The organism is Kitasatospora sp. NPDC052896 (assembly GCF_044547075.1).
GTDB lineage: Bacteria > Actinomycetota > Actinomycetes > Streptomycetales > Streptomycetaceae > Kitasatospora.
Window position 1 is genome coordinate 565863 of record NZ_JBITZU010000001.1, and the last position, 25183, is coordinate 591045.

General features: G+C 74.8%; 17 protein-coding genes and 1 pseudogene. 1 reads left to right on the forward strand and 17 read right to left on the reverse strand.

Annotated elements, in window-relative coordinates:
• Nucleotides 1–15: 15 nt before the first annotated feature.
• From ACIGXM_RS02625 to ACIGXM_RS02670, 10 genes are all read right to left on the reverse strand, one after another.
• The gene (locus ACIGXM_RS02625; protein WP_396556051.1) at nt 16–1152 is read right to left on the reverse strand and encodes a hypothetical protein; all 1137 of its coding nucleotides are present in this window, start codon (nt 1150–1152) and stop codon (nt 16–18) included.
• A 190-nt stretch (nt 1153–1342) separates the two neighbouring features.
• Nucleotides 1343–2563 carry a DNA polymerase III subunit delta' gene (locus tag ACIGXM_RS02630; protein ID WP_396556053.1) on the reverse strand — a complete coding sequence of 407 codons (1221 nt, stop codon included), beginning with the start codon at nt 2561–2563 and terminating at the stop codon, nt 1343–1345.
• A gap of 102 nt (nt 2564–2665) precedes the next feature.
• Nucleotides 2666–5761, reverse strand: coding sequence for a dTMP kinase (gene tmk / locus ACIGXM_RS02635; protein WP_396556055.1), 3096 nt, complete (start codon nt 5759–5761; stop codon nt 2666–2668).
• Nucleotides 5762–5889: 128 nt separating this feature from the next.
• Nucleotides 5890–8751, reverse strand: a complete 2862-nt coding sequence (gene topA / locus ACIGXM_RS02640) for a type I DNA topoisomerase (protein WP_396556057.1) — start codon at nt 8749–8751, stop codon at nt 5890–5892.
• Between the two features lie 361 nt (nt 8752–9112).
• Nucleotides 9113–9574: a DUF3592 domain-containing protein gene (locus ACIGXM_RS02645; RefSeq protein ID WP_396556059.1), complete on the reverse strand. Its 462-nt coding sequence runs from the start codon at nt 9572–9574 to the stop codon at nt 9113–9115.
• Nucleotides 9575–9930: 356 nt separating this feature from the next.
• A complete protein-coding gene (locus tag ACIGXM_RS02650) occupies nt 9931–11463 on the reverse strand; it encodes a methyltransferase (RefSeq protein WP_396556061.1) in 1533 nt (510 codons plus the stop codon).
• A gap of 85 nt (nt 11464–11548) precedes the next feature.
• Nucleotides 11549–12427 (reverse strand): hypothetical protein, encoded by an 879-nt coding sequence (locus tag ACIGXM_RS02655; RefSeq protein WP_396556063.1) that lies wholly within the window; start codon nt 12425–12427, stop codon nt 11549–11551.
• A 444-nt stretch (nt 12428–12871) separates the two neighbouring features.
• The gene (locus tag ACIGXM_RS02660) at nt 12872–15238 is read right to left on the reverse strand and encodes a sodium-translocating pyrophosphatase (protein ID WP_396556065.1); all 2367 of its coding nucleotides are present in this window, start codon (nt 15236–15238) and stop codon (nt 12872–12874) included.
• Nucleotides 15239–15681: 443 nt separating this feature from the next.
• On the reverse strand, nt 15682–16098 hold the full coding sequence (locus ACIGXM_RS02665) for an ATP-binding protein (protein ID WP_396556067.1): 417 nt from the start codon (nt 16096–16098) through the stop codon (nt 15682–15684).
• Nucleotides 16099–16417: 319 nt separating this feature from the next.
• Complete coding sequence (locus ACIGXM_RS02670; RefSeq protein WP_396556068.1) at nt 16418–16759, reverse strand: STAS domain-containing protein; 342 nt, start codon at nt 16757–16759, stop codon at nt 16418–16420.
• 197 nt (nt 16760–16956) lie between these two features.
• Between ACIGXM_RS02670 and ACIGXM_RS02675 the strand changes: the two genes are divergently transcribed.
• Nucleotides 16957–19320, forward strand: coding sequence for a DEAD/DEAH box helicase (locus tag ACIGXM_RS02675; RefSeq protein ID WP_396556069.1), 2364 nt, complete (start codon nt 16957–16959; stop codon nt 19318–19320).
• Between the two features lie 84 nt (nt 19321–19404).
• On the opposite strand, the pseudogene ACIGXM_RS02680 reads toward ACIGXM_RS02675, so the two are convergent.
• From ACIGXM_RS02680 to ssd, 7 genes and pseudogenes are all read right to left on the reverse strand, one after another.
• Nucleotides 19405–19812: pseudogene (locus ACIGXM_RS02680) on the reverse strand (Rv3654c family TadE-like protein); the annotation flags it as partial.
• The gene (locus ACIGXM_RS02685) at nt 19812–20174 is read right to left on the reverse strand and encodes a TadE family type IV pilus minor pilin (protein WP_396556071.1); all 363 of its coding nucleotides are present in this window, start codon (nt 20172–20174) and stop codon (nt 19812–19814) included. The gene ACIGXM_RS02685 and the pseudogene ACIGXM_RS02680, both read right to left, overlap by 1 nt.
• Nucleotides 20175–20211: 37 nt before the next feature.
• Nucleotides 20212–20592: a DUF4244 domain-containing protein gene (locus ACIGXM_RS02690; RefSeq protein WP_396556073.1), complete on the reverse strand. Its 381-nt coding sequence runs from the start codon at nt 20590–20592 to the stop codon at nt 20212–20214.
• Nucleotides 20593–20628: 36 nt separating this feature from the next.
• Nucleotides 20629–21069 carry a type II secretion system F family protein gene (locus tag ACIGXM_RS02695; RefSeq protein WP_396556075.1) on the reverse strand — a complete coding sequence of 147 codons (441 nt, stop codon included), beginning with the start codon at nt 21067–21069 and terminating at the stop codon, nt 20629–20631.
• A gap of 443 nt (nt 21070–21512) precedes the next feature.
• A complete protein-coding gene (locus tag ACIGXM_RS02700) occupies nt 21513–22598 on the reverse strand; it encodes a type II secretion system F family protein (RefSeq protein WP_396556077.1) in 1086 nt (361 codons plus the stop codon).
• Nucleotides 22598–23755: a TadA family conjugal transfer-associated ATPase gene (locus ACIGXM_RS02705; RefSeq protein ID WP_396556079.1), complete on the reverse strand. Its 1158-nt coding sequence runs from the start codon at nt 23753–23755 to the stop codon at nt 22598–22600. The genes ACIGXM_RS02700 and ACIGXM_RS02705 overlap by 1 nt, the downstream gene beginning before the upstream one ends.
• A gap of 179 nt (nt 23756–23934) precedes the next feature.
• Nucleotides 23935–25056 (reverse strand): septum site-determining protein Ssd, encoded by a 1122-nt coding sequence (ssd, locus tag ACIGXM_RS02710; RefSeq protein ID WP_396556081.1) that lies wholly within the window; start codon nt 25054–25056, stop codon nt 23935–23937.
• Between the last annotated feature and the right edge of the window lie 127 nt (nt 25057–25183).

Below are 25183 nucleotides of genomic sequence, written 5' to 3' on the forward strand. Positions count from 1 at the left end.
CGGGACGCTTCGGACTCAGCCGTTCGGCTGGGTGAGCGTCTCGGCGAGGTACTGGGTGGCGACCCGGACCAGCCGCAGCCGCTCCTTGTCCGCCGTGAAGTCCTGGACGTTGTCGGAGATCCGCACCACCGCCCGGGCGGCCTGGCCCTTGCCGCCGCGCAGCGCGCCGAGCAGGGCACGCGCCGAGGCGAGGCCGTCGGCGTCGCCCTTGGCGGCCGCCAGCATCAGCTGCGGCGCCCGGCCGGCCGGGGCCTCGGTGCCGGCCTGGACCAGGGCGGGCACGTCGTAGCGGCCGGACACCGCGGCGGCGGCGCCGTAGAGGTCGCCACGGGTGAGCCCGGCGGCGGCCGCGCACGGGGCGCCGCCCTCGACGCCGAGCGCCGCCCAGCCCTGCGGACCGGGTGACATCGTGTGGAAGCTGGCGGCCACCGACGCCCGCATCCGGGCGTCGTCGGCCAGCGCCTGCGGGGCGGCGACCACCAGGTCGCAGGGGCGCGCGGCCCCGGTCGGGCCGGCCGGGGCGACCACCACGAACGGGCGGGAGCGGCCCAGCTTGACCGCGGAGGCGATGCCGTCGAAGACGTCCGGGAGCTCGGCGTCCGCGGTCTTCCCCGAGCCGGCCGCCTGCAGCACCAGCACGGGGTAGCGGGCGTCCCGGTCGTCCGCGTAGTGCGGCGGGAGCCAGACCCGCACGGTGCGCGGCTGGCCGTCCGCCCCCGGCACCTCGGCCTGCCGCAGCTCGCCGCCCGCCGGGTGCCCGACGATCTCCCAGGGCACCACGACCGGCGGCGGCGCCGGGGACCCGGCGGCCGGGGCTGGTGCGGCGGCCGCGCCGGGCGCGGCCCCGGGCACCGGAGCCGGCCGCACCTCCGCGGCGGCCCGGGCGCCGCTCGCCGGCCCCACCGCGTCCGCGCTCTGCGCGCCGCCGGCCGAAGTGCGCCAGCTGAGCACCGAGCCGACCACCAGTACGACCGCGCAGACCAAGCAGAGCGCCGCCCCCGCCGCCCGCATCAGTGTCGGGCGCGGGTCGGCGACCAGCTCGTAGGTGACGGCGGCCCGCTGGTCGCGCCAGCGGCCGAACGCGCTGCGGGCCAGCACGAAGCCGGGTAGCAGGAGCAGGAGCAGGAGCAGCACGAAGAGCTGTCGGGGCATCGGGCACCACCTCAGGGAGGACCGGAATGCCGGGCCGGCCCTGCGACCTGTAGTCGGACCACGGCGTACTCGCACCACAGGGTGCAAGACGCCGCCGCCGATCGCCGCGACCGTCGCGGGCGAGTACCCACGTTCACTCGAACGAGTGAGCTGATGTCCTGCTCAGAACACCTGTCCGATGGACAGCGGGTCAGCCGGCCCGCAGCGCGACCGTCATCGCCTCCACCGCGAGCAGCGGATCGACGTTGCGGTCAAGCGCCTGACGGCAGGCCAGCACGGCCTCGATCCGGCGCAGCGTGCCCTCCGGCGGGCCGGCCGCGGCGACCCGGTCCAGCGCGGACCGCTGGTCCTGGTTGGCCAGCGCGGCGGTCGAGCCCAGCTGCAGCGCGAGCACGTCGCGGTAGAAGCCCAGCAGGTCGAGCAGCGCGACCCCGAGCGTCTCCCGACGGGTCCGGGTGGCCCGGCTCTTCTGCCGCTTCTCCAACTCCTTCACCGCCCCGGCCAACCCGCGCGGCGCCTTGCCACCCAGCCCCTCGGCGGCGCCGTAGGCGGCCTTCAGGTCGTCGGTCTCCTTGGCGTCCCGGGTCTCCGCCAGCGCCTCCGCGTCGGTCTTGGCGGTGTCCACCAGCCGCTGCGCCGCGGCCAGGCAACCGCCCAGGTCGGCCACCTCCAGCGGGATCCGCAGCACCTCCAGCCGCCGGCTGCGGGCCTGCTCGTCCACCGCGAGCCGGCGCGAGCGCTCGATGTCGCCCTGCCCGGCCCGGGCCGCCAGCTCGGCCAGCGCGGGCTCCACGCCGTCCCGGCGGACCAGCAGGTCGGCCACCGCCTCCGGGGACGGGGTCCGCAGCACCAGCTGGCGGCAGCGCGAACGGATCGTCGGCAGGGTGTCCTGCACCGAGGGCGCGCAGAGCAGCCAGACCGTCCGCGGCGAGGGCTCCTCGACCCCCTTGAGCAGCGCGTTCGCGGCCGCCTCGGTGAGCCGGTGGGCCGCGTCCAGCAGGATCACCGACCAGCGCCCGCCGGTCGGGTAGCTGGCGGCCCGCAGCACCAGGTCGCGCATGTCGCCGACGCCGATCGACAGGCCGTCACTGCGGACGAACTTCACGTCGGCGTGGCTGCCGGCCATCACCGTGTGGCAGCCCTCGCAGAACCCGCAGCCGGGCGTGCCGCCCAGATCGAGGTCGGGGCTGGCGCACTGGAGGGCCGCCGCGAAGGCCCGGGCCGCGGTGATCTGTCCGGCCCCCGGCGGGCCGGTGAAGAGCCAGGCGTGCGTCATCAGCGAGGCGTTGCCGCCCGGGGCGGCCGAGCCTCCGCCGCGGCCGGCGGCCACCGTCGCCCGAGCGGCCCGGGCCGCGGCGGTCAGCTGTTCGACCACCTGTTCCTGGCCCACCAGGTCGTCCCAGACGGCCACTGCTGCTCCCACGTTCCACGGCCCGATGCTTCCGACCCCGAGCATACGGGCCGCCACCGACACCCCCGCCCGGGCCGCGGGCGAGCCTCCGGGCGGGGGGCGTCACTTCCGGCGCTTGCGCCGGCCGCCCTCGTCGGGGTCGTGGCCCTCCTGCTCCCAGCGGGCCCACTCCTCGCGCGAACCCAGCAGGCTGTCGGTCAGGGTCGGTAGGTCGTCCATCGGGGTCGCCTCCGCCCAGGACGGCCGACGGGCCGAGGACGGCGGACCGGCCGGCCCGGACGCCAGCTCCTGGGTCTGCTCGGAACCGCCGTCCGCCGCCGGCTCGGGCCGCCAGAGGCCCGGCGGCACCCGGTCGTCCACCGGCCGCACCGGCGCGTCCGGAGCCGTCCGCGGCAGCACCGCGGTCTCGTCGGCCGCCCGCGGCAGCACCGCGGTCTCCTCCGCCGCGGCCAGCGCCGCCCGCCGGTCGCGCTCGGAGATCTCCTCGGTCAGCTCCTCCGCCCCGGTGACCTTCGGCAGCTGCGTGGTCGCCGGGTCCTCCGCGGCGCCCGCCTCGGCGAGCCGCGCCTCCTCGGCCCGCTGCAGCGCCTCCTCGGCCCGCCGCCGCTGCTCCGCCCGCTGAACCTCGCGCTGACGCTGCAGCTCGGCCTCCTGGGCGGCCTCCGCCTCCCGACGGGCCCGCTCGGCGGCCTCGGCCGCCAGCCGGGCCTGCTCCGCCGCGCGCCGCTCGGCCTCCTCCGCCGCCCGTTGGCGCGTCTCCTCCTCGGCGCGCAGCCGGGCCTCCTCGGCCGCCTTCCGGGCGGCCTCGGCGGCAACCCGCTCGGCCTCCTCCTTCGCCAGCCGCTCCTTCTCGGCCTGCTCGGCCCGGAGCCGCTCCAGCAGTTCCTGCCGCTTGCGCTCCTCGGCCGCCGCCTCGGCCTTCCGCCGGGCCTCCTCCGCGGCGCGCCGCTCGGCCTCCTCCCGGGCCAGCCGCTCCTGCTCGATCCGGGCCGCCTTCTCCTGTTCGGAGAGCGGCAGCTCACGGTCCAGCCGGTGGCGGATCGCGGTGGTCACGAAGGCGGGCGGCTGGCTGCCGTCGACCACCAGGTAGCGCACCGGGTCGGCCGCCGCCAGCGCGAGGAACCCGGACCGCACCCGCTCGTGGAACTCGGTCGGCTCGGACTCCAGCCGGTCCAGCGCCTCGGTGAACCGCTCCCGGGCCCGGCTCGGATCGACGTCCAGCACCACGGTCAGGTCCGGCACCAGCCCGCCGGTGGCCCAGCGCGAGATCCGCGCCACCTCGGTGGCGGCCAGATCCCGGCCGGCGCCCTGGTAGGCGATCGAGGAGTCCATGTAGCGGTCGGTGATCACCACCGCGCCTCGGGCCAGCGCCGGCCGGATCACGTTCTCCACGTGCTCGGCCCGGTCGGCCGCGTAGATCAGCGCCTCCGCGCGGTGCGAGAGGCCGGTGTTGCTGACGTCCAGCACCAGGCCGCGCAACCGCTGCCCGATCGGGCTGCCGCCCGGCTCGCGGGTGACCACCACCTCGTGGCCCTTGCTGCGGATCCACTCCGCGAGGGCCTGCGCCTGGGTCGACTTGCCGGCGCCGTCGCCGCCCTCCAGGGCGATGAAGAAGCCGGTGCCGGTCGCCCGGTGCGGCGGCACGTCGTGGTCGGCGCGCAGCGACTCCAGCAGCTCCCGCCCGAACGGCACCGTGCCGCGCTGGTCGTCCGTCTTCGGCAGCACGATCGCCGCGAGCACCAGGGTCAGCACGCCCGCGGTGGCCACCGCCAGGGCCGCCCCGCCGTGCACGAAGGTGAAGCCGCCGGGCTGCCGGGTGCCGAACACCACCTCGCCGTACCCGGCGGCGATCAGCGGGACGGCCACCAGGGCGGCGGCCACCACCGCCCGCAACACCGCGTACAGGTGCTCGACGACCCGCGGCAGCCGGGCCTCCTCGACCTCCTGCGCCAGCAGCGCCCGGCCGACCCCGATCACCAGCCCGGCGGCCGTCCCGGCCACCAGGGTGAGCAGCAGGATCAGCACGTAGTCGAAGACCAGTCCGGCCAGGATCAGCGCGGCGCCCAGCACGAGCAGCGCCACCGCCAGCAAACGGCGCCGGGAGAGCGCGGGCAGCGTGGTCCGGGTGAGCCGCAGGCCGAGCCACGGCGCGCCGGTCGCGGCGAGCACCAGCAGGCCGAAGCCGATCGGCCCGGCGCCGTGCTCGCCGGCGGTCAGCAGCGCCAGCGAGGCGATCCCGGCCATCGAGGCGTAGGCCGCGGCGACCGAGAAGGTGAAGTACGGCGCGGAGCCGGTGCGGCCCTTGGTGAGCGCCGGGCCGGGCGTCGCGTCGGTGGGCGCGCGCAGGCCCTGCAGCGGCGAGCGCGGGCTGCCCAGCGGGCCGCCGGCCGGCAGCTCCTGCAGGTACAGCAGCACGGCGGCGGCCGCGAAGAGCGCGGCCGCGCCGAGCGCCGCCACCGTCACCTGGTGGCTCCGCAGCCAGTGCGAGCCGAGCGCCGCGCCCAGGTTGTTCAGCAGCGTGCAGCCGATCAGCCCGAGCGCCGCGAGCGGCACGGTCGCCCAGCCGGTGCGCATGTCCAGGGTGCGCACGGTGTCCAGGTTGGCCGCGGACGGCCGCTGCTCCTCGGCCGGGGCGTACGGGTTGGCGGCGGGCAGCAGGGTCGGTGTGGTCGCGCTCTTGGCCACCGCCCAGACCCGCTCGGCCGCCCCGGTGACGAAGACCGTGGCCAGCAGCGGGTAGAGCACCGCCGAGCCGCCGACCCAGCCGAGCCACCACGGCGCGATGCCGACCAGCACCGCGCGCAGCCCGTCCGCGCCGAGCAGCGTCCAGCGCCGGTCCAGCCGGCTGGTGAGCAGCGTGTGCAGCGGCCCGAGCAGCACGGCGCCGAAGAGCAGCGCCGCGAGCAGCCGGACCGCGAAGACCAGGGCCACGGTGAGCGCCAGGCCGCGGTAGCCGCCGCCGAACTGCCCGCCGACCGCCGCGCCCGCCACGGTGAGCGCCAGCAGTACCAGGAAGGCCAGCCGGTCGGCCGTCCCGCCGAGCAGCTGGGTCACCCAGAGCCGCCGGTACGGGCGGACCCGGAGCAGCGCCCGCGCCCGCTCGCCCGGCGTACCGGCCGGCGCGACCTCGGGGAGGTCGGGGGCCCCGGCTCGTGCCGCGGCCTCAGCGGTGGGGGTGGGCTGCTCCTCGCTCGTCATACCGTCAGCGTAGCGGGCGAGCACTGGCCGGAAAGGGCTCCCGCCGTCCGGACCCGCAGCCATGACCGGCTTGTGACACAGCCCGCGAGCCCCGCACCACCCGGGTACGGGGCTCGTTCGAGCCGGGCTCAGCCCTCGTCCGAGGCCACCTTCTCGGCCACCGCCTTCTTCGCGGTGGTGGTCTTCTTGGCCGCCGCCTTGCTGGTCGTGGTCTTCTTCACGGCGGCCTTCTTGACCGGGGCCTTCTTGGCCGCCGTCTTGGTCGCGGTGGTCTTCTTGGCCGCCGCCTTCTTCGCCGGGGCCTTCTTCGCCGCCTTCTTCACCGGCCCGCGGGCCCGCTTCTCGGCAAGCAGCTCGTAGCCGCGCTCCGGCGTGATGGTCTCGACGTCGTCGTCCTTGCGCAGCGTCGCGTTGGTCTCGCCGTCCGTGACGTACGGGCCGAACCGACCGTCCTTGACCACCACCGGACGCTCGCTGACCGGGTCGGTGCCCAGCTCCTTGAGCGGCGGCGCGGCGGCGGCCCGGCCGCGCTGCTTGGGCTGGGCGTAGATCGCCAGCGCCTCCTCCAGCGTGACCGTGAACATCTGCTCCTCGCTGGCCAGCGACCGCGAGTCGGTACCGCGCTTGAGGTACGGCCCGTACCGGCCGTTCTGCGCGGTGATCTCCACGCCCTCCGGGTCGGCGCCGACCACCCGGGGCAGCGAGAGCAGCTTGAGCGCGTCCTCCAGCGTGACGGTCTCCAGCGACATGCTCTTGAGCAGCGAGGCGGTCCGCGGCTTGACCGCGTTCTTGCCGGTCTTCGGGGTGTCCTCGGGCAGGATCTCGGTGACGTACGGGCCGTACCGGCCGTCCTTGGCGACCAGCGGGTGGCCGCTGACCGGGTCGACACCCAGCTCGAAGTCGCCGCTCGGCTTGGCCAGCAGCTCCTCGGCCAGCTCGACGGTCAGCTCGTCCGGCGGCAGCTCGACCGGGATGTCGGCGCGCTGGCCCGGCTCGCCCTCCTCGGCGGCGACCTTCTCGACGTACGGTCCGTACCGGCCGACCCGCAGCGTGATGTCGTCGCTCAGCCGGAACGAGCTGATCTCCCGGGCGTCGATCGCGCCGAGGTCGGTGACCAGCTCCTTCAGACCGCCGAGGTGGTCGCCGTCGCCGTTGCCGGCCTCCGCCGCGGCGCCGGCCGCGGCACCCTCGCCCTCACCGAAGTAGAAGCGCTTGAGCCACGGCACGGACTGCGCCTCACCGGCCGCGATCCGGTCGAGGTCGTCCTCCATCTTCGCGGTGAAGTCGTAGTCGACCAGCCGGCCGAAGTGCTTCTCCAGCAGGTTCACCACGGCGAAGGAGAGGAACGACGGCACCAGCGCCGTCCCCTTCTTGAAGACGTACTTGCGCCCGATGATGGTGTCGATGATCGAGGCGTAGGTGGACGGGCGGCCGATCTCCCGGTCCTCCAGCTCCTTGACCAGCGAGGCCTCGGTGTAGCGGGCCGGCGGCTTGGTGGCGTGGCCCTCGGGGCTGAGCTGCTCGGCGGCCAGCGGGTCGCCCTGGGCGACCCGGGGCAGCCGCCGCTCGCGGTCGTCGAGCTCGGCGTTCGGGTCGTCGGCGCCCTCGACGTAGGCCTTGAGGAAGCCGTGGAAGGTGATGATCTTGCCGGAGGCGGAGAACTCGACGTCCCGCCCGTCCGCGGTGACGCCGCCGACCCGGACGGTCACCGACTGGCCGACCGCGTCCTTCATCTGCGAGGCGACGGTGCGCATCCAGATCAGCTCGTAGAGCCGGAAGTCGTCGCCGCTCAGACCGGTCTCGGCGGGCGTGCGGAAGCGGTCGCCGGAGGGGCGGATCGCCTCGTGCGCCTCCTGCGCGTTCTTGACCTTGCTGGCGTACACCCGCGGCGCGTCCGGCAGGTAGTCGGCGCCGTACAGCTGGGTCACCTGCGCGCGGGCGGCGGCGACGGCGGTCTCCGACAGCGTGGTGGAGTCGGTGCGCATGTAGGTGATGAAGCCGTTCTCGTACAGCTTCTGGGCCACCTGCATGGTGCGCTTGGCGCCGAAGCCCAGCTTGCGGCTGGCCTCCTGCTGGAGCGTGGTGGTGCGGAACGGCGCGTACGGCGAGCGCCGGTACGGCTTGGACTCGACGCTGCGGACGCTGAACGCGGTCCGCGCCAGCGCGTCCGCCAGGGCGCGTGCCGCCTGCTCGTCCAGGTGCAGGGTGTTGGCGGTCTTCAGCTGCCCGTCGGGGCCGAAGTCCCGGCCGGTGGCGATCCGCCGGCCGTCCACCGCGGCCAGCCGGGCACCGAAGCTCTCCGGGTTGGCGGCGTCGGCCGGGGTGCGGCCGGTCCCGAAGGTGCCGACCAGGTCCCAGTACGAGGCGGAGGTGAAGGCGATCCGCTCGCGCTCGCGCTCGACCACCAGGCGGGTCGCCACCGACTGGACGCGGCCCGCCGAAAGCTTCGGCATGACCTTCTTCCAGAGCACCGGCGAGACCTCGTAGCCGTAGAGGCGGTCGAGGATCCGGCGGGTCTCCTGGGCGTCGACCAGCCGCTGGTTCAGTTCCCGCGGGTTGGCGACCGCCTCCTGGATGGCGTCCTTGGTGATCTCGTGGAAGACCATCCGCTTGACCGGCACCTTGGGCTTGAGCACCTGCTGCAGGTGCCAGGCGATGGCCTCGCCCTCGCGGTCCTCATCGGTGGCGAGGAAGAGTTCGTCGGACTCCGCCAGCAGCTGCTTGAGCTTGCTGACCTGCGCCTTCTTGTCCGCGTTCACCACGTAGATCGGGGCGAAGTCGTGGTCGACGTCGACGCCGAGCCGGCGCACCTCGCCGGTGTACTTGTCCGGCACCTCGGCCGCCGTCCCGGGCAGGTCGCGAATGTGCCCGACGCTCGCCTCGACGATGTAGCCGGGGCCGAGGTAGCCCTTGATCGTCTTCGCCTTGGCCGGCGACTCGACAATGACGAGTCGCTTGCCGTTGCGCGCGGTCTCGCTGCTCGGGGACACCTTCGCTCTTCTCTCCCGGTCGTTTTCCTGTGCTGGCCGACGGCTGGCCCACGGGTGTCCGACCGGTTGCGGAACCGGCCCCCGAAGGCTGCGCGGGCTCTCCGTCGCCCGGCACACACCACCGCCCGTGGTGCCGCATCGCGACGACTCCACCAGCGGAGTGTGACCGTACCCTGGTCACCCTTGTCAAACGGACGGATCCCGCTTTTTCACCGGCAAGGCCGACCGACGCCACTCGAACGGTAACCCGATGATGGACCTTAGCGCCGCGCGGTTCCCCGCCGCAGGGGCCTCCAGGGGTGCGGTTTCGGTCTGCGGCGGCCCTTCGGCGGGACCGGGGAGCGGGGGTGGCGGCGCGCTCTCAGACCGCGAAGACCGAGGCCAGCAGGCTCAGGCCGGCGGCCAGCGAGCTGGTGCCGAGAATCGTCCAGAACACGTCGAGCGGCAGCGAGGCCGCGGTCCCGACGCCGGTGAGCACGACCCGGGCCGGCCGGCGCGGGTCGTAGCAGACCCGGACGCTGCTGCCCGGGAGCAGCCCGGCCGGCCGGCGCAGCGCGGTGCTGCCGCGCGGACGGGTCCGGACCGGTTCCGAGCCGTCCCGCCCCTCGGCGCCACCGACCGAGGCGAGGGTGGTGAAGGAGAGCAGCGGGGCGGGGTCCAGCGCCTCGACGGGGCTCTCGTCGGGGAGCACCCGGGCCGCGACCGGGATCCCGTGCCGGCGCAGCCGGCGGCGCACCCGCAGCTCGGCCGCGCACCAGAGCAGCAGGCCCGCGCCGAAGAGCGCGAGCACGCCGCCCGCGAGCGCCGTGGTCGCCGGCTCCATCCCTGTCCGCCCCTCACCGAAGATCCGCTCCGGCCGGGAGCCTGGCAGGCCGTGGACAACCCGGCGCGGACGCTCGGCGTCCGAGGAGTGAACCCACGACCACCGGCGGGTGAACGGTGCCCTCCCGGGCAGCGTTCGGGCACGGGGCCACGACCCCGGAACCCGCGGCCGCAGGGGAGCGCGGACGGCCGGTGGGTGACCGTCAGCACGGCGGCCACACAACGCCCCTGGGGGGACGTCACGCGGGCTCCCCGTCCGCTTGCCGCCACCGGCGCACTGCCGCCACCAGGCTCCCGCTGTTCGACGGCGTCACCGAACTCCACCACCCCTGGGCCGCCACGGGCCGGCCGCCCGGCTCAGGAGACCGGCTCGACGAAGCCCTGCTCGACCAGCAGCCGCAGCGACTCCGGCACCCGGTCGCGCAGCCGCACCCGGTCCTCGCCGAGCAGCTGGGCGATCGCGTCGACGATCTCGCCGGCGGCCAGGGTGCCGTCGCAGACCCCGGCGAACCCGGCGCCCACGGTGTCCACCTTGGTGGCCCGCCGCATGCCCCGGTTGTGCCGCAGGATCACGTGCTCGGGGTCCTCCGCCCCCGGGGCGCCCACCTGTTCCTGGACCACCTCGTCGGCCAGCAGGTAGCGGGCGCCGAGCAGCGCGGCGTCGTCGTGGCTGCGCAGGAAGTCCTGGCGGGCGAACCACTGCTCGATGTGCGGGCCGAGCGGCTGCTCGACGGGGTGCGGCCACTCCTCGATCCGCACCGTCGGCTGGTCGGCGCCGGACGCCCGCAGGGTGATCCAGCCGAAGCCGATGCCCTCCACCTTGGCGGCCTCGAAGGCGTCCAGCCACTCGTCGTAGCGGGACCGGTAGTCCTCCGGGCCGGCCAGGTGGTCGCCGCCGTCGCGCAGCCAGAGTTCGGCGTACTGCGCGACGTCCTGGACCTCGCGCTGCACCGCCCAGGCGTCCAGGCCGGTGCCCGCGACCCAGCCGGCCAGCCGGTCGTGCCAGTCCTCGCCGCGCACGTGCTGCCAGTTGGCCAGCAGCTGGCAGTAGCCGCCGGGCTCCAGGTGCGCGGCGGCGCCGCGGACCAGGCTGCGGCAGAGTTCGTCACCGGCCATCCCGCCGTCGCGGTAGACGAAGCGGCTGCCGGGCGAGATCACGAACGGCGGGTTGGAGACGATCAGGTCGAACCGCCGCTCGCCCACCGGCTCGAAGAGGCTGCCCTCGGCCGTCTCGGTGTTGTCGAAGCCGGAGAGCGCCAGGGTGAGCCGGGCGAAGGCGAGCGCCCGCGGGTTGAGGTCGGTCGCGGTGACGTGCTGCGCGTGCCGGGCGGCGTGCAGCGCCTGCACCCCGGAGCCCGTCCCCAGGTCGAGCGCGGCGCGGACCGGGCGGCGCACGGCGAGGTTGGCGAGCGTGGTGGACGCGCCGCCCACCCCGAGCACCAGCTCGCGGCGGGCCACCCCGGCGGGGCTGCCGCCACCGCCGATGCCGCTCGCGCCGCCGACCGCGCAGCCCAGGTCGGAGACCACCCAGGCGTCGGCGCTCTCCAGCCCGGCCACCTCGTTCGCGTACGGCCGGACATCCACGCTGGCCCGGACCTCCGGGCCGTCCGCGGTCAGCCAGCCGTCCACCAGCGCCTCCTCGACCGGGAGGGCGGCCGCCGCCGCGGCGTACGGAACGGGCCGCTGCAGCAGGAAGAGCCGGACCAGGGTCTCCAGCGGCGTACCGCCACGGGTCGCCCGCAGGGCGGGCACCGACTCGCCACGGGCCAGCGCGGCATAGCCGGTCGGTCCGAGCAGGTCCAGGCAGCCGTCCGCGGTGTACGAGGCGGCGAGCAGCGCCTCGCGCAGGCGGGCGAGGCGGGCGGGGTCAGGCGTGGGGAGGATGGTCACCCGGCCATTCTCCCGCCTCCCGTGGCGCGGCCCGGCCACCGGCGGGCCGCACCACGCCCGCGCCCCGGAGCTCGCGCCCCGGCGGTCAGCTCTGGGCGGGCGCCGGCGAGGAAGGCGCTCCGGAGCCTCCGGGCGCCGCCGACGGGCTGCCCGAGGGCGCCCCGGAGGGCGCCTGGGAGCCGGCGGCGGAGGGGGAGCCGGGCGCGCCGGGGGAACCGCTCGCCGCAGGGGAGCCGGACGCGCCCGGGGAACCCCCGGGGGCCGGCGAACCGCTCGCTCCCGGGGCCCCGGACGCCGTGCCGGCCCCGGGGGCCACCGTCCCGGTGCTCTTGCAGCCCGGCTGCTTGGTGATCGCCTTGCCCAGGTCCCCGCCCTGCACCTTGGCCAGCGCGCTGGTGGAGACCTGCGCCAGCTGCTGCACCTGGTCGCCGATGCCCTTCAGTCCGTCGGCGAACTTCGCCTGGTCGTTCGTCGGCAGCCCGGCCAGCTTCTGCTGCACCGCCTGGTAGCCCTTGGCCGCCTGGTCGAGCGAGTTGACCACGTCCTGCTGCACGCTCGCGCCGTCGCTGCTCTTGGGTGCCCCGGCCTGGTTGATCGCCGCGGCGATCTGCTGGGTGCTGCTGGCCAGCACGCCGAGGTCCCCGGAGAGCCGCTGCTGCAGGTCGCCGGGCGTCTCGCCCTGCTTGACCTGGCCGGTGTCGCTCAGCGCGGCCTGCGCCTTGGCGACCGGATCCCGCATCCCGTCGCAGACGGTCTTCGCCCAGGAGTCCAGCTGGGCGCTGCTGTTGTCGCTGCTGCACGCGACGGCGCCGGAGGCGAGCAGCGCGCCCAGCACCGGCACCGCCAGCAGGCGGCGCGTCCGGGCCCCGCCGTCCGTCCCACGTCGTCCGCCGGCGGCCCGCCCGGGCGCCGCGGCCCCACCGGTCGGCGCGACCTGCCGGCCCGCCGGCACCTGCTCGTCCACCAGGAGAACCCTTCCGTCCAGTACCGAACCGTCCCGGGTGAACCTACCCGACCGGTCCGGACCGTCCGTGCCACCCCGACCCGCTCGCCCGCCAGTGCGGCCCCCGTACGACCGAGGGGCCGGCCATCGGCGCTGGTCAGGCGCGCTCGACCCGGATCGGGTCGCCCCCGCGCACGGTGCGCAGCGCCCCCGGGTCCCCGTCCAGCGCGCCCAGCAGGCTGCACGGGCGTGCACTCGTCGCCGTGCGAGACCGGGGTCGGCCCGGAGCGCGGCGCCGATCGTGCCCGTCGCGCCCAGGAGCACGAAGCCGTTCCTTCAACAGTTTGTCAATCGCGTCTCGGCATCCGCCCGTCGCGCCCCCGCCGAACGCACGGGTGGTCCCGGCGACCACCGCCAGGACCACCCCTCACTCACCCGCCGGGCCCGGCCGGCGAGCCCGGCCCGTCAGCCGCCGGCCGCCGCCTCGACGGCCTCGCCGCTCCCGGCCGCCAGGCCCCCGGACGCACCGGCGGACGGCTCGGCCGCCACACTGACCGACCGCCGCCGGGCGTTGTACACCGCCGCGACCACCAGCAGCACCGCCGCCCCGGCCACCCCGGCGCGCACCCCCGCGCTGGCGTGCACCCCGAAGCTGAACCGCACCACGGCTGGCGCGATCAGCAGCGACACCAGGTTCATCACCTTCAGCAGCGGGTTGATCGCCGGCCCGGCGGTGTCCTTGAACGGGTCGCCGACCGTGTCCCCGATCACCGTGGCGGCGTGCGCCTCGCTGCCCTTGCCCCCGTGCGCGCCGTCCTCGACCAGCTTCTTGGCGTTGTCCCAGGCGCCACCGGAGTTCGCCAGGAAGACCGCCATCAGCGTGCCGGTGCCGATCGCCCCGGCCAGGTACGCGCCGAGCGCACCGACCCCGAACGCGAAGCCGACGGCGATCGGAGCCAGCACCGCCAGCAGCCCGGGCGTGGCCAGCTCGCGCAGCGCGTCCCGGGTGCAGATGTCGACCACCTTGCCGTACTCCGGCGTCTCGCTGCCGTCCATGATCCCCGGATGGTCGCGGAACTGCCGCCGCACCTCGAAGACCACCGAGCCCGCCGACCGGGAGACGGCGTTGATCGCCAGGCCGGAGAAGAGGAAGACCACCGCCGCGCCCAGCAGCAGCCCGACCAGGTTGTTGGGCTGGGAGATGTCCAGGCTCAGGCTGGCCGCCCCCGCCGTCCCGCCCGACACACCGCCGACCGCCTCGTTGATCGCGTCGGTGAACGACCCGAACAGCGCGGTGGCCGCGAGCACCGCCGTGGCGATCGCGATCCCCTTGGTGATCGCCTTGGTGGTGTTGCCGACCGCGTCCAGCTCGGTGAGCACCCGGGCCCCGGCGCCGTGCACCTCGCCGGACATCTCGGCGATGCCCTGGGCGTTGTCCGACACCGGACCGAAGGTGTCCATCGCCACGATCACCCCCACCGTGGTCAGCAGTCCGGTCCCGGCCAGCGCGACCGCGAAGAGCGCCAGCACGATCGACCCGCCGCCCAGCAGGTACGCCCCGTACACCGCGGCGCCGATCACCACGGCCGAGTACACCGCCGACTCCAGGCCGAGCGAGATCCCGGAGAGCACCACGGTGGCCGGGCCGGTCAGCGAACTGCGTCCGACCTCCCGCACCGGTCGCCGGCTGGTCTCGGTGAAGTAGCCGGTCAGCTGCTGGATCACCACCGCCAGCGCGATCCCGATCGCCACCGCCGCGAGCGCGAAGAGCCGCGGGTCGCCGTGGTGGTCCCGCAGCGAGGCCGGCACGCCATGCAGATCACCGAAGTGGGCCGGCAGCATCACGAAGACCGCGCCGAGGACGAGCAGCAGGGAGACCCCGGCGGAAAGGAAGAAGCCGCGGTTGATCGCGGTCATCCCGCTGCGGTCGCGCGCCCGTGGCGCCACCGCGACGATGCCGAGGACGGCGGTGACCACGCCGATCGCCGGCACCACCAGCGGCAGCACCAGCCCCACGTCGCCGAACACCGCCCGGCCCAGGATCAGCGCGGCGACCAGGGTCACCGCGTACGACTCGAAGAGGTCCGCCGCCATGCCCGCGCAGTCCCCGACGTTGTCGCCGACGTTGTCCGCGATGGTGGCGGCGTTGCGCGGGTCGTCCTCGGGGATGCCCTGCTCGACCTTGCCCACCAGGTCGGCGCCGACGTCGGCCGCCTTGGTGAAGATGCCGCCGCCGACCCGCATGAACATCGCCAGCAGCGCCGCGCCGAACCCGAAGCCCTCCAGCACCTTCGGCGCGTTGGCCCGGTAGATCAGCACCACGATGGCCGCGCCGAGCAGCCCCAGACCGACCGTGCACATCCCGACCACGCCGCCGGTCCGGAAGGCGATCCGCATCGCGCGGTGCTGCGCGGGCTGTTCCTGGCCCGCCGTCACACCCCGGGCCACCGCGGCCACCCGGACGTTCGCCCGGACCGCCAGCCACATGCCCAGATAGCCGGTGGCCGCCGAGAAGACCGCGCCGACCAGGAAGAAGGCCGAGCGCCCGAGCCGCTGCGACCAGCCGTCCGCCGGTAGCAGCAGGAGCAGGAAGAACACCCCGGCCGCGAAGACGCCGAGGGTACGGAACTGCCGGGCCAGGTAGGCGTTGGCCCCCTCCTGGACAGCCTCCGCGATCCGCCGCATCGCCGGCGTCCCGGCCTCGTACGCCAGCACCTGACGTACCAGCAGAACGGCCACCCCCAGGGCGGCCAGGGCGATCAGACCGATGATCAGGACGAGAATACGGTTCCCCCCGCTGAGCACAGCGGCCCCGGACGTACCGTCGGCCATTTCCCGGCCGATATGGAAAAGCATCGATGGGTGTACTGAACCGGATGTGATGAGAGTGAATCCCGCCATGCGTCCTCCCTGACGACTGGCACGCCGGCCTGTTGGCACGCCGCGCGAGTGGCTCTGGTGGCACAGGCGACCGGGCCCGACCCAGCTGACCCGACCGGATATCTCAGGAGTGTAGGAATCAACGCGTGATTGAAATAGTCCGCGTGCAGGACGGCCCGCAAAGAATCATGGGCGGTTGCCGAAAACCCGGAGTTTTCGGCAACCGCCCATGATTTTCAGCCGACGATGCGCCATTGCCGCACCGGTGGACCGTCACCCCGGCCGCCCCAGCGGCATCTTGAGGCACCCGTCCGCACCGCGGGGCCCACGGCATGCCAATGGCCCCGACGTTCCGTCAGGGCCACGTGTCAGGCGTCGGGCGTGGGCCTCGGACGTCAGGCCATCGCCACCGGCCAGCTCATCCGGATCACACCGCCGTCGTCGTCCCGGCCGACCTCCAGGTCCTCGACCAGCCCGGTGATCACCGCGAGGCCCAGGGTGTCCTCGGAGCCGTCGGCGGACTCATCCGCTCCGCCGGAGGCGATCAGGTCACTGAGCGGCCCGGCGCCGTCGCCGACCTCGATGAGGAAACGCTTCTCCTGGTCGGTCAACGCCACCCGGACCGCTCCGCCACTACCGCTGCCGCGCTGGTGCAGGCCGACGGCCCGGGAACAGGCCTCGCCGACCGCCAGCCGGACCTCATCGAGCACCGACTCGTCCACGCCGGCCCGTCTGGCCACCGCCGCCGCCACCAGCCGTGCGGTCCGCACGTGCTCCGGAAGGGCGCTGAATCGAAGTTCGACGGTTGCCATCTCTCCCCCTCGGGGTTCTTTCCGCCGGGCGTCCGACGCCGATCGCCGACGCTCTGCTGCCGGACGGTCCTGCTCACGCGACCACACCGCACGCGGGCGCTGCCCGGCCAGCGCCCTGTGCGGGCCATCCCAGCCGCCCAGGGGCACGTCAAAGCACCCAGGCCGCACAACGCGCCTGGCACGGCCACCACACCGACCGGACGGGCAGGCCGAGCCGCCGTCGCACCGGCCAGCCGGCCGAACGAGGGCCGCAGGGCCGCCGACCGGGCGGCCGGGCCGCCATGACCCGGCCGCGGACGCCCGCGCGAACGGTCCCGCGTCAGTCGGTCGAGTTGACCGCGTCATCCACCGTGGAGTGGATCGGGAACACCTTGGTCAGACCGGTGATCCGGAAGATCTTCAAGATCCGCTCCTGGGTGCAGACGAGGCGCAACGAGCCCTCGTGCGCACGCACCCGCTTCAGGCCACCCACCAGCACGCCCAGACCGGTCGAGTCGAGGAAGTCCACGCCCTCCATGTCGACAACCAGGTGATAGTTGCCGTCGTTGACGAGCTCGACCAGCTGCTCGCGCAGCTTCGGGGCGGTGTACACATCGATCTCGCCGCCAACCTCGACGATCGTGCGATCGCCGACGGTACGGGTCGACAGGGACAGGTCCACGGAACCTCCAGCACCTTGCCTTGCTACGTCATATTGCGTTCTATGGCGAGTCGGGCGGCATCGGCCGTTTCGGCTGCCGATCCCGGCCACTGCGGTCTGTCACCGCATGGTCGAACGACCGGCCCAGGTGCCGCCGGCCCGGCCAACTGGCCGCCACCGCCTCATTCAACCACCTGGCACCATGCCCGCACGATGGCTTGCCGCGATTCTCCGTCACTCCAGTGACACACTGGGTCCTCGTGCCGCCCAGCCATCGCCCGCCCGAAGCCCTGCTCACGACCCTGGTCGCCAGCCGGGGGCGCTCGGACCGGCTCACCCATACGGAGCATCTGCCCGCCCGGCGGGCCCGTCATTCCGCCTGGCCCGACTCGATCCGCCCGGAGATCCGCGCCGCCGCCCTGGAGCTCGGGGTGGAGCGACCCTGGGCCCACCAGGCGGAGGCGATGAATCTGGCCCGGGCCGGTCGAACTGTGGTGCTCGCCACAGGGACCGCCTCGGGCAAGTCGCTGGGATACCTGGCGCCAGTGCTCAGCGAACTGCTCGACGGAACCGAGGCGCCGAACGGCCGCGGTTCCACCGCGCTCTACCTCGCCCCGACCAAGGCGCTGGCCGCCGACCAGCGCCGCCGGGCCACCGAACTCGCGCCACCCCGGGTCCGGGCCGCGCTCTACGACGGCGACACCCCCGCCCAGGAGCGCGAGTGGGTCCGGCAGTACGCCTCGTACGTGCTCACCAACCCGGACATGCTGCACCGCGGCATCCTCCCGGCACACTCCCGGTGGGCCTCCTTCCTGAAGGCGCTGCACTACGTGGTGATCGACGAGTGCCACACCTACCGCGGTGTCTTCGGCTCGCACGTCGCCCAGGTCCTGCGCCGGCTGCGCCGACTCTGCCGCAGGTACGGCTCCGAACCCGTCTTCCTGCTCGCCTCGGCCACCGCCGCCGACCCCGCGGCGGCGGCCGAGCGACTCACCGGACTGCCCGCGGTCGCGGTCACCGAGGACGCGTCGCCCCGCGGTCCCCTGGTCTTCGCGCTGTGGGAACCCCCGCTCACCGAGTACGTCGGCGAGAACGGCGCCCCGGTGCGGCGGACCGCCACCGCGGAGGCCGCCTACCTGCTCACCGATCTGGTGGCGGACGGCACCCGCACGGTCGCCTTCGTCCGCTCCCGGCGGGCTGCGGAGCTGGTCGCACTGCAGGCCCAGGACAACCTCGACGCGACCCTCGCCAACAGGGTCGCCGCCTACCGCGGTGGCTACCTCGCCGAGGAGCGCAGGGCCCTGGAACGGGACCTCCACTCGGGCCGGCTGCTCGGCCTGGCCTCCACCTCCGCGTTGGAACTCGGGGTCGACGTCTCCGGCCTGGACGCCGTGCTGCTGGCGGGCTACCCGGGCACCCGGGCCTCGCTGTGGCAGCAGGCCGGGCGGGCCGGACGCGAGGGCCAGGGGGCGCTCGCCGTCCTGATCGCCCGGGACGACCCGCTGGACACCTACCTGGTGCACCACCCCGAGGCGCTGTTCGAGCGCCCGGTGGAGGCCACCGTGCTGGATCCGGACAACCCCCACGTGCTCGCCCCGCACCTGTGCGCCGCGGCGGCCGAACTCCCGCTCGGCCCGGAGGACCGGGACCTCTTCGGTCCGGCCAGCGACCAGCTGCTGCCGGTCCTGGAACAACGCGGACTGCTGCGCCGACGCTCCGACGGCTGCTGGTACTGGACCCGCCGGGAGCGCGCGGCCGACGCCGTCGACCTGCGCGGCAGCGGCGGGAACCCGGTCCAGATCGTCGAGGTCTCGACCGGACGGCTGCTCGGCACGGTGGACGCGGCCGCCGCGCACACCACGGTGCACACCGGCGCCGTCCACCTCCACCGGGGCCGGACCTACCTTGTCCGGGAGCTGGACCTGGAGACCTCGGTGGCCTTGGTCGAGTCCGCCAACCCGAGCTACACCACCGCCGCCCGCGACACCACGGCCATCTCGGTGCTGTCCACCGACCGCAGTGTGGCGTGGGGCGCGGGCAGGCTCAGCTTCGGCTCGGTGGAGGTGGTCAACCAGGTGGTCGGCTTCCTCCGCAAGCGGATCTCGACCGGAGAGATCCTCGGCGAGACCAAGCTCGACCTGCCGCCCAGGACGCTGCGCACCAGAGCTGTCTGGTGGTCCGTCACCGAGGAACAGCTGCTGGACGCGACCATCCCCTTCGACCAGTTGCCCGGCGCCGCGCACGCCGCCGAGCACGCCTCGATCGGCCTGCTGCCGCTCTTCGCGACCTGCGACCGCTGGGACATCGGCGGCGTCTCGGTGCCCCTGCACCCGGACACCCGGCTGCCCACCGTGTTCGTCTACGACGGGCATCCGGGCGGCGCCGGCTTCGCGGAGCACGGCTTCCGTCGCGCGGTCGAGTGGCTCACCGCGACCCGGGACGCCATCGCGGCCTGCGAGTGCGACCGCGGCTGCCCCTCCTGCGTGCAGTCGCCCAAGTGCGGCAACGGGAACGACCCGCTGGACAAGGCCGGCGCGGTGCGGTTGCTGACCGTCCTGCTCGCTGGTGCTCCCCGCGAGTAGCCACCGGGCCGCAGCGGTCTGGTCCGGTGTGGCGGAGCCGGATCCGGCCTGCGCACGGCCGAGCGACCAGTCCGGGCCGGCCCGGGCCTGGGCGAGGGCCGGCCCGAGCGGCACCAGCAGACCCGCCAGCGGCACCCGCACCACCACGTCCACCCGGTCCGCCGCCAGGTCGACCTGGCAGGACACCACGGTCGCCCGTTGCCCCGCCGCGATCGCGACCGCCCGGCCACAGCCGCCGTCGGCGTCCAGCAGCAGGTGGTCGGCGGCCGCGAGCGCGGCGAGGTCGGCCGCCGACTCGGCACGGTGCCTGGCAGCGAGCACCGTGCCCAGCGCCAGGATCACCCCGAACACCGCACAGCAGAGGAACATCAGCGAGACCAGCCAGACCGTCGCGGAACCCAGTTCGGGCCCCGCCGGGCCCTGGCCGGACCCCCTCGCCGCCCCCGCCCGACCCACACTGCCTCGACAGCCACCGAGCCGACCCGTCGTCATCACACCTCACCACCCGTCGAATCCTCCAGAGCGGCCACCGCGTCGCCGGCAACCGTGACGGAGAGCGCGGAGGCCAGGCGGCCCGGCCCGAGACACTCGGCCTCAACCACCACCCGGACCACGCCGGCCTGCCGCGTCAGCCGGACCACCGCGCCCGGCGGCGCGGCCCTGGTCGCCACGGCCACCGCGTCGCCGTCGCCCCTGGCCGCCGCCCGTGCCCCGACCCTCGCCGCGTCGAGGCAGCGGAGCTTGGCGGCGGCCGCCGCCCCGCCCCACAGCACCATCGCCAGCAGCAGCACCAGCGCCGGCAGGGCGACGGCCGTCTCCGCGGTGACGTAGCCACCGTCCCGGCCGCCGTGCATCCAGCCCGCGCCACCTGGAGGGCTGCGGCGAGTGCGCTCAGACCACATGGAGTGCCCGGTTGACCAGTTCGGTCAGTGCATCACTGACCGTGCCACCGGTCAGCACCTTGTAGAGCAACGCGGCGAACCCGCACGCGGCGACCGTCCCGATCGCGTATTCGGCGGTCGACATCCCCGCATCCGGCGCCACCGACAGGCGACGTCGCACCCAGCGGGGCAGCCGGCGCATCCCGCGCCGGACGACCTCGCGAGCCGGCCGGTGCCGCGGCAACCGCTGCCGTTCCCAACCGGCCAGCGGCACCCCGCCGTTCGGCACCGCAGGGGCGAGCGACCCCGGACACGCCTGCTCGGCGTGCTCGTGGGAGGGGAACGGGATGAACCGGAAGCGGGACACCGAGTCGTGCGCGATGTTCTTCATGACCTGACCTCCTGGTTTTCTTGCACTGATCTGACGTCAACTTCTTTGCGAGAAAGCACTTGCCAACCCCGCCACCACCGGCACGATGCCGACCAGGACGAACGCGGGAAGGAAGCAGAGCCCCAGCGGCGCGGTGGCCAGCACTCCGGCCCTGCGGACCCTGGCGTGGGCCGCAGCGGCCACTTCGGCCCGCTGGGCGGCCGCCAGACCCACCAGCGGCGCTGCTGCCGGAGCCCCGCTGACGCTGGTCCGGACGAGGCAGTGGGCGAGCGGGGCCAGCGCGGGACACCCGGCTCCGAGCCGCTCCCAGCAAATCGCCGGCGCGGCACCGAGGTTCAGCTCAGCCGAGACCGCGGTCAGCCGCTCCTCCATGGCGCCGCCCACCGCCCGGGCAACGGCCGCTGCCGCTCGGCCGGGTGAGGCCGACGAGACCAGGCAGGCCGCCAGGAGCTCTGCGGTGAGCGGGAGTTTGGTCATCAGATGAGCCAACTCCAACTCCGCCCGACGGGCCCGTCTGCCGCGCAACCACGGCAGCCCGACCTTCACCGTCGCTGTGAGAAGCGCTCCGAGCAGCGGAGCGCTCGCTCTGCCAGTCAGCGCGGCCGGCACACCCGCCCTCAGTGGTGGAGCGAACTCCCCTACGGGCCAATCCTGTTGCTCTTCCCACTCACCGCGCCCCCACCCTCCGGCCGCTCGGACCGGACCGGCCCGGGCGCCTCCCCCGGGATGACGGCGATGCCGCCCGCCCGGTCCGCGCCGTCCACCCGATAGGCGCACCGCGCGCTCCCGCCGGGACCGCCTGCGCAGCAACCAACCGAGCGACCAGAGGGTCCCGGCCAGCAGACCAGCTGCGTCAGCCAGCAGGAGCAACGCCATGACCAGCGGTGGCGGGACCGCATGAGCGCCGAGGACGCTGGTCATCACCCCACCGCCGGAGTTCGAGAACCCACCGGACGCGACCGCCGGACGGCCCACACATCCGCACACCGAGGTTGCCCGGAAACACAGTTCGGCCTTCGCCCCGCCCGCGCACCGAGCCGGTCGCCGCGCACCGCGACCGCGAGGGGCCCACCAAGCTCACCGGCTCCGGCGAGTTGGGCACCACGCACGATCCGGTCCGTCCAGGCCAACCCGGCCGCCTCCAGAAGCGCCCCGACACCCAGACACCCCAGCCCCAACGAGGTGTGCAGCAGGACCTCCCAGGGCCGCGCGCCGAGTAGCCCACCCAGCAGCAGTCCACACCCCGGCAGCGCCGCCAACAGCACCGCCGTGGTCCGCGGCCCGGCCAACTCGCCCTCGATCGCCTGCGCCAGGGCGCGGTCGGCCCGCAACGCCTCGGCGACCCGGTCGAGACCTGCGGCCAGTCCGCCGCCGCTCTCCGTGGTGATCTGCCAGCAGGCCGCGACGGCCGCCGCTCCCCCACCGCCCGGCTGCCCTGCCAACCAGTGGAGGGCAGCCGGGACGTCCGCGCCGTACCGACTGGCCGACAGCCGACTCACCGCCTCGGGACCGAGGCGGGCGAGCAGCCCTCCGGAGTCGCGCTCCCCGCTCGTGACCGCCGCCAGTGCCTGCTCGGGTGTGGCCCCACCGCGCAACTCACCGGCCAGCGCGGCACAGAGCTCGACCACCGCGTCCGCCCGCCCACGCGCCGCGCGACGCACCCGCCGACCGATCCGCCATCGATACGCCGGGTGGACGGCCAACGCCATGGCCACCAGGGGAACCGGCGACCGTGTCGGCAGGGCTGCCCCGAGCCCGACCGCGACCAACAGCAACTCCGGTACCAGCCAGGGGATCCGCGCCCACCCCCGCCCGTCGATCAGCATCCGCACCAGGTGCGCACCCCGCCCGGTCAGGCCGCCCGCTCCGGCACCCCCGCAGCTGGCTTCGCCGAGGAGACCGTCCGACCGCCGTCGACCCCGGCTCGAGCGATTCAGCCACCACCAGGCAGCCAGGGTCGCGACACAGAGCACCAGGACCGAGGCCGGCTCCAAGTACTCGCTCATCACCCGATCCCCGTTCCCGCCACCACGCCACGCGCCGCACAGAGTCGTTCCAGCCGCGCCCAGCCCGGCCCCCGGACCACCGAGCCGTCCGGGGCGAGCAGCACCGCAGGCTGGGTCACGGCCAGACCGGCCGGGTCGGCGGTCACCGTGTGCACCTCGGCCACCCGCCGCCGCCCACTGGCGGGATCCCGGACCAGATGGACCACCAGGTCCAGGGCCGCCCGCAGCTGGCTGTGCAGGGCGAGCCGGTCGAGACCGGCCATCGAGCCGAGGGCCTCCAACCTGACCGGCACATCGACCGCGGCGTTGGCGTGCACAGTGCCACAGCCGCCCTCGTGGCCGGTGTTGAGGGCGGTAAGCAGGTCGAGTACCTCAGCGCCCCGGACCTCACCCACCACCAGCCGGTCGGGGCGCATCCGCAGCGCCTGCCTGACCAGGTCGCGCAAGGTCAGCTCGCCCAGCCCCTCCTGGTTGGGCGGCCGGCTCTGCAACCGGACCACGTGCGGATGGTCCGGCCGGAGTTCCGCCGAGTCCTCGGCGACGACGATGCGCTCGGTCGGCCCCACCAGGCCCAGCAGGGCCGCCAGCAGGGTGGTCTTGCCGGTGCCGGCGCCCCCACTGATCAGCAGCGAGAGCCGGGCACGCAGCACACCCCGGAGGAGTTCGGCGCCCGCCGCGGGCAGCGCCCCCGCCCGAACGAGCTCATCCAGCGTGAACGGCCGAGGGCGGTTGCCGCGCAGCGAGATGTGGGTGCAACCTGCGGCGATCGGCGGCAACACCGCGTGCAACCTGGTCCCGTCGGGCAACCGGGCGTCGACCCAGGGGCGGGCGTCGTCGAGCCGCCGCCCGGCGGCGGTGGCCAGCCGGTGTGCCAGGCGGCGCACCGCCTCCCGGTCCGCGAACCGGACTCCGGCCTCGCGACACAGCCCGCTGCCCCGGTCCACCCAGATCTCACCCGGCCCGTTGACCAGGACGTCGGTCACTTCGGGATCCGCCAACAGCACGTCCAACGGCCCGGCCCCGACCAGCTCCGAGTGCAACGAGCGCACGGTGTCCAGAACGTCGTCCCCACCTAGCGGCGGACGGGCGGCCCGCAGCGCCGCGGCCACCGAACCACTGGTCGGAGCCGCCCCGGCCTCGGCCAGTCGTAGCCGCACTGCGTCGATCAGTTCGGCGCCGCGCCCGGCTCCCGGTCCACACTGCGGCCCCGGTGACCCGGCGGGGTCAGCTGGCCGCCGGACGGCCACCAGGTGCGCCCGCCGCCCCGCCTGTTCGGGCCGCCGGCCCCACGGGAGACGGCGCGTGCCGGGATATCCGGTCGAGGTCGTCCGGCTGTTCATGAGACCGCTCCTCCGTTGATGGTGATCGTGGGCATGACTTCGGTGAGATAGCCGGTGCAGAAGCGCGCGAGCGCCCCGTGCCGGCGCAGGCCGGGTGGATTGCCGCGCTCGACGTCGACCGACAGTCCGGCCTCCCGGGTGACCTCGCCGGCCAGTGGCAGACCGAGTCCGCCTGCGATCTCCGCACTCGACAGCCCGATCGGTCCGGGCAACCGGATCACGGCCCGCAGGTCCGCCAACCGCATCGCGATCGCGGTGGCCACCCGGCCGGCCGCGGTGATCCCTCTCAGCTCGGCCGGCACCAGCAGCAGGCCGGTATCGGCCTGGTCCAGTGCCTCCCGGGTGGCCGGGTCGAGATGTCTGGGGAGGTCAAGGACGACCAGGCCGCCTCGGCGCCGGGCCGCCGCAAGCACACTGCGCATGGCCTCCGGCGGGATCACCAGTGCGTCGCTCCGGTCCCAGGAGAGCGCCGACAGGCTGTGCAACTGCGGTAGCGCATCGGCGAGTTCGGGACCGCTCAGGCGACCGCGCGCGGCGGCCAGATCAGGCCAGCGCAGCCCGTCGGCCGACTCGCCACCCAGCAGCACGTCCAGGCCACCACCGAGCGGGTCGCCGTCGATGAGCATCGTCCGATGCCCCGCCCGCGCCGCGGTCACGGCCAGCGCGCAGGCCAGCGTGGACGCACCGACCCCGCCCCGCCCGCCGATCACGGCGACGGTGAGCGCCGGGGGCCCCACCCTCTCCACGGCATCGGCGATCCGGTCTAGCAGCCAGGACTCCGCGTCGGGCAGGAAGAGCACCTCCTCGGCGCCGAGTTCGATGCCCCGGACCCAGACGTCGTGATCGCCGAGGTCCGAACCGAGCAGAAGCACCCCCGGACGCCGGGTGAGCCCGGCGCAGTGCTCCGAGACGTCGTCGCCGATCAGCACGAGTGGGACGGTCTCCCACACGTGAAGCGGTGGCGGCGCCCCGGACAGCACCTGCGGTTCGGTGCCGGCCGCCGCGCAGAGCCGGAGCAGGTGCTCGGCCAGAGCCTCGTCCGCGGTGAGGATGAGCGGACCCTTGGCCTCCCGGTCCTCGGCCCCGGGCTCGTACTGGTCGGTGGTGGGTGTCGACACGGCTGCCTCCCCGGCGTCGGGGGGGGGGGGGGGGGGGGGGGGGGGGGGGGGGGGGGGGGGGGGGGGGCGGCGGGGGGGGGGGGGGGGGGGGGGGGGGGGGGGGGGGGGGGGGGGGGGGGGGGGCGTA

Excerpts from the sequence above, each read along its gene's own strand:
- ACIGXM_RS02625 (WP_396556051.1), bottom strand. The coding sequence starts at position 1,152 with ATGCCCCGACAGCTCTTCGTGCTGCTCCTGCTCCTGCTCCTGCTACCC.
- tmk (WP_396556055.1), bottom strand. The coding sequence starts at position 5,761 with ATGACGAGCGAGGAGCAGCCCACCCCCACCGCTGAGGCCGCGGCACGA.
- ACIGXM_RS02645 (WP_396556059.1), bottom strand. The coding sequence starts at position 9,574 with ATGGAGCCGGCGACCACGGCGCTCGCGGGCGGCGTGCTCGCGCTCTTC.
- ACIGXM_RS02660 (WP_396556065.1), bottom strand. The coding sequence starts at position 15,238 with ATGGCCGACGGTACGTCCGGGGCCGCTGTGCTCAGCGGGGGGAACCGT.
- ACIGXM_RS02665 (WP_396556067.1), bottom strand. The coding sequence starts at position 16,098 with ATGGCAACCGTCGAACTTCGATTCAGCGCCCTTCCGGAGCACGTGCGG.
- ACIGXM_RS02685 (WP_396556071.1), bottom strand. The coding sequence starts at position 20,174 with ATGCACGGCGGCCGGGACGGTGGCTACGTCACCGCGGAGACGGCCGTC.
- ACIGXM_RS02690 (WP_396556073.1), bottom strand. The coding sequence starts at position 20,592 with ATGAAGAACATCGCGCACGACTCGGTGTCCCGCTTCCGGTTCATCCCG.
- ACIGXM_RS02695 (WP_396556075.1), bottom strand. The coding sequence starts at position 21,069 with ATGACCAAACTCCCGCTCACCGCAGAGCTCCTGGCGGCCTGCCTGGTC.
- ACIGXM_RS02700 (WP_396556077.1), bottom strand. The coding sequence starts at position 22,598 with ATGAGCGAGTACTTGGAGCCGGCCTCGGTCCTGGTGCTCTGTGTCGCG.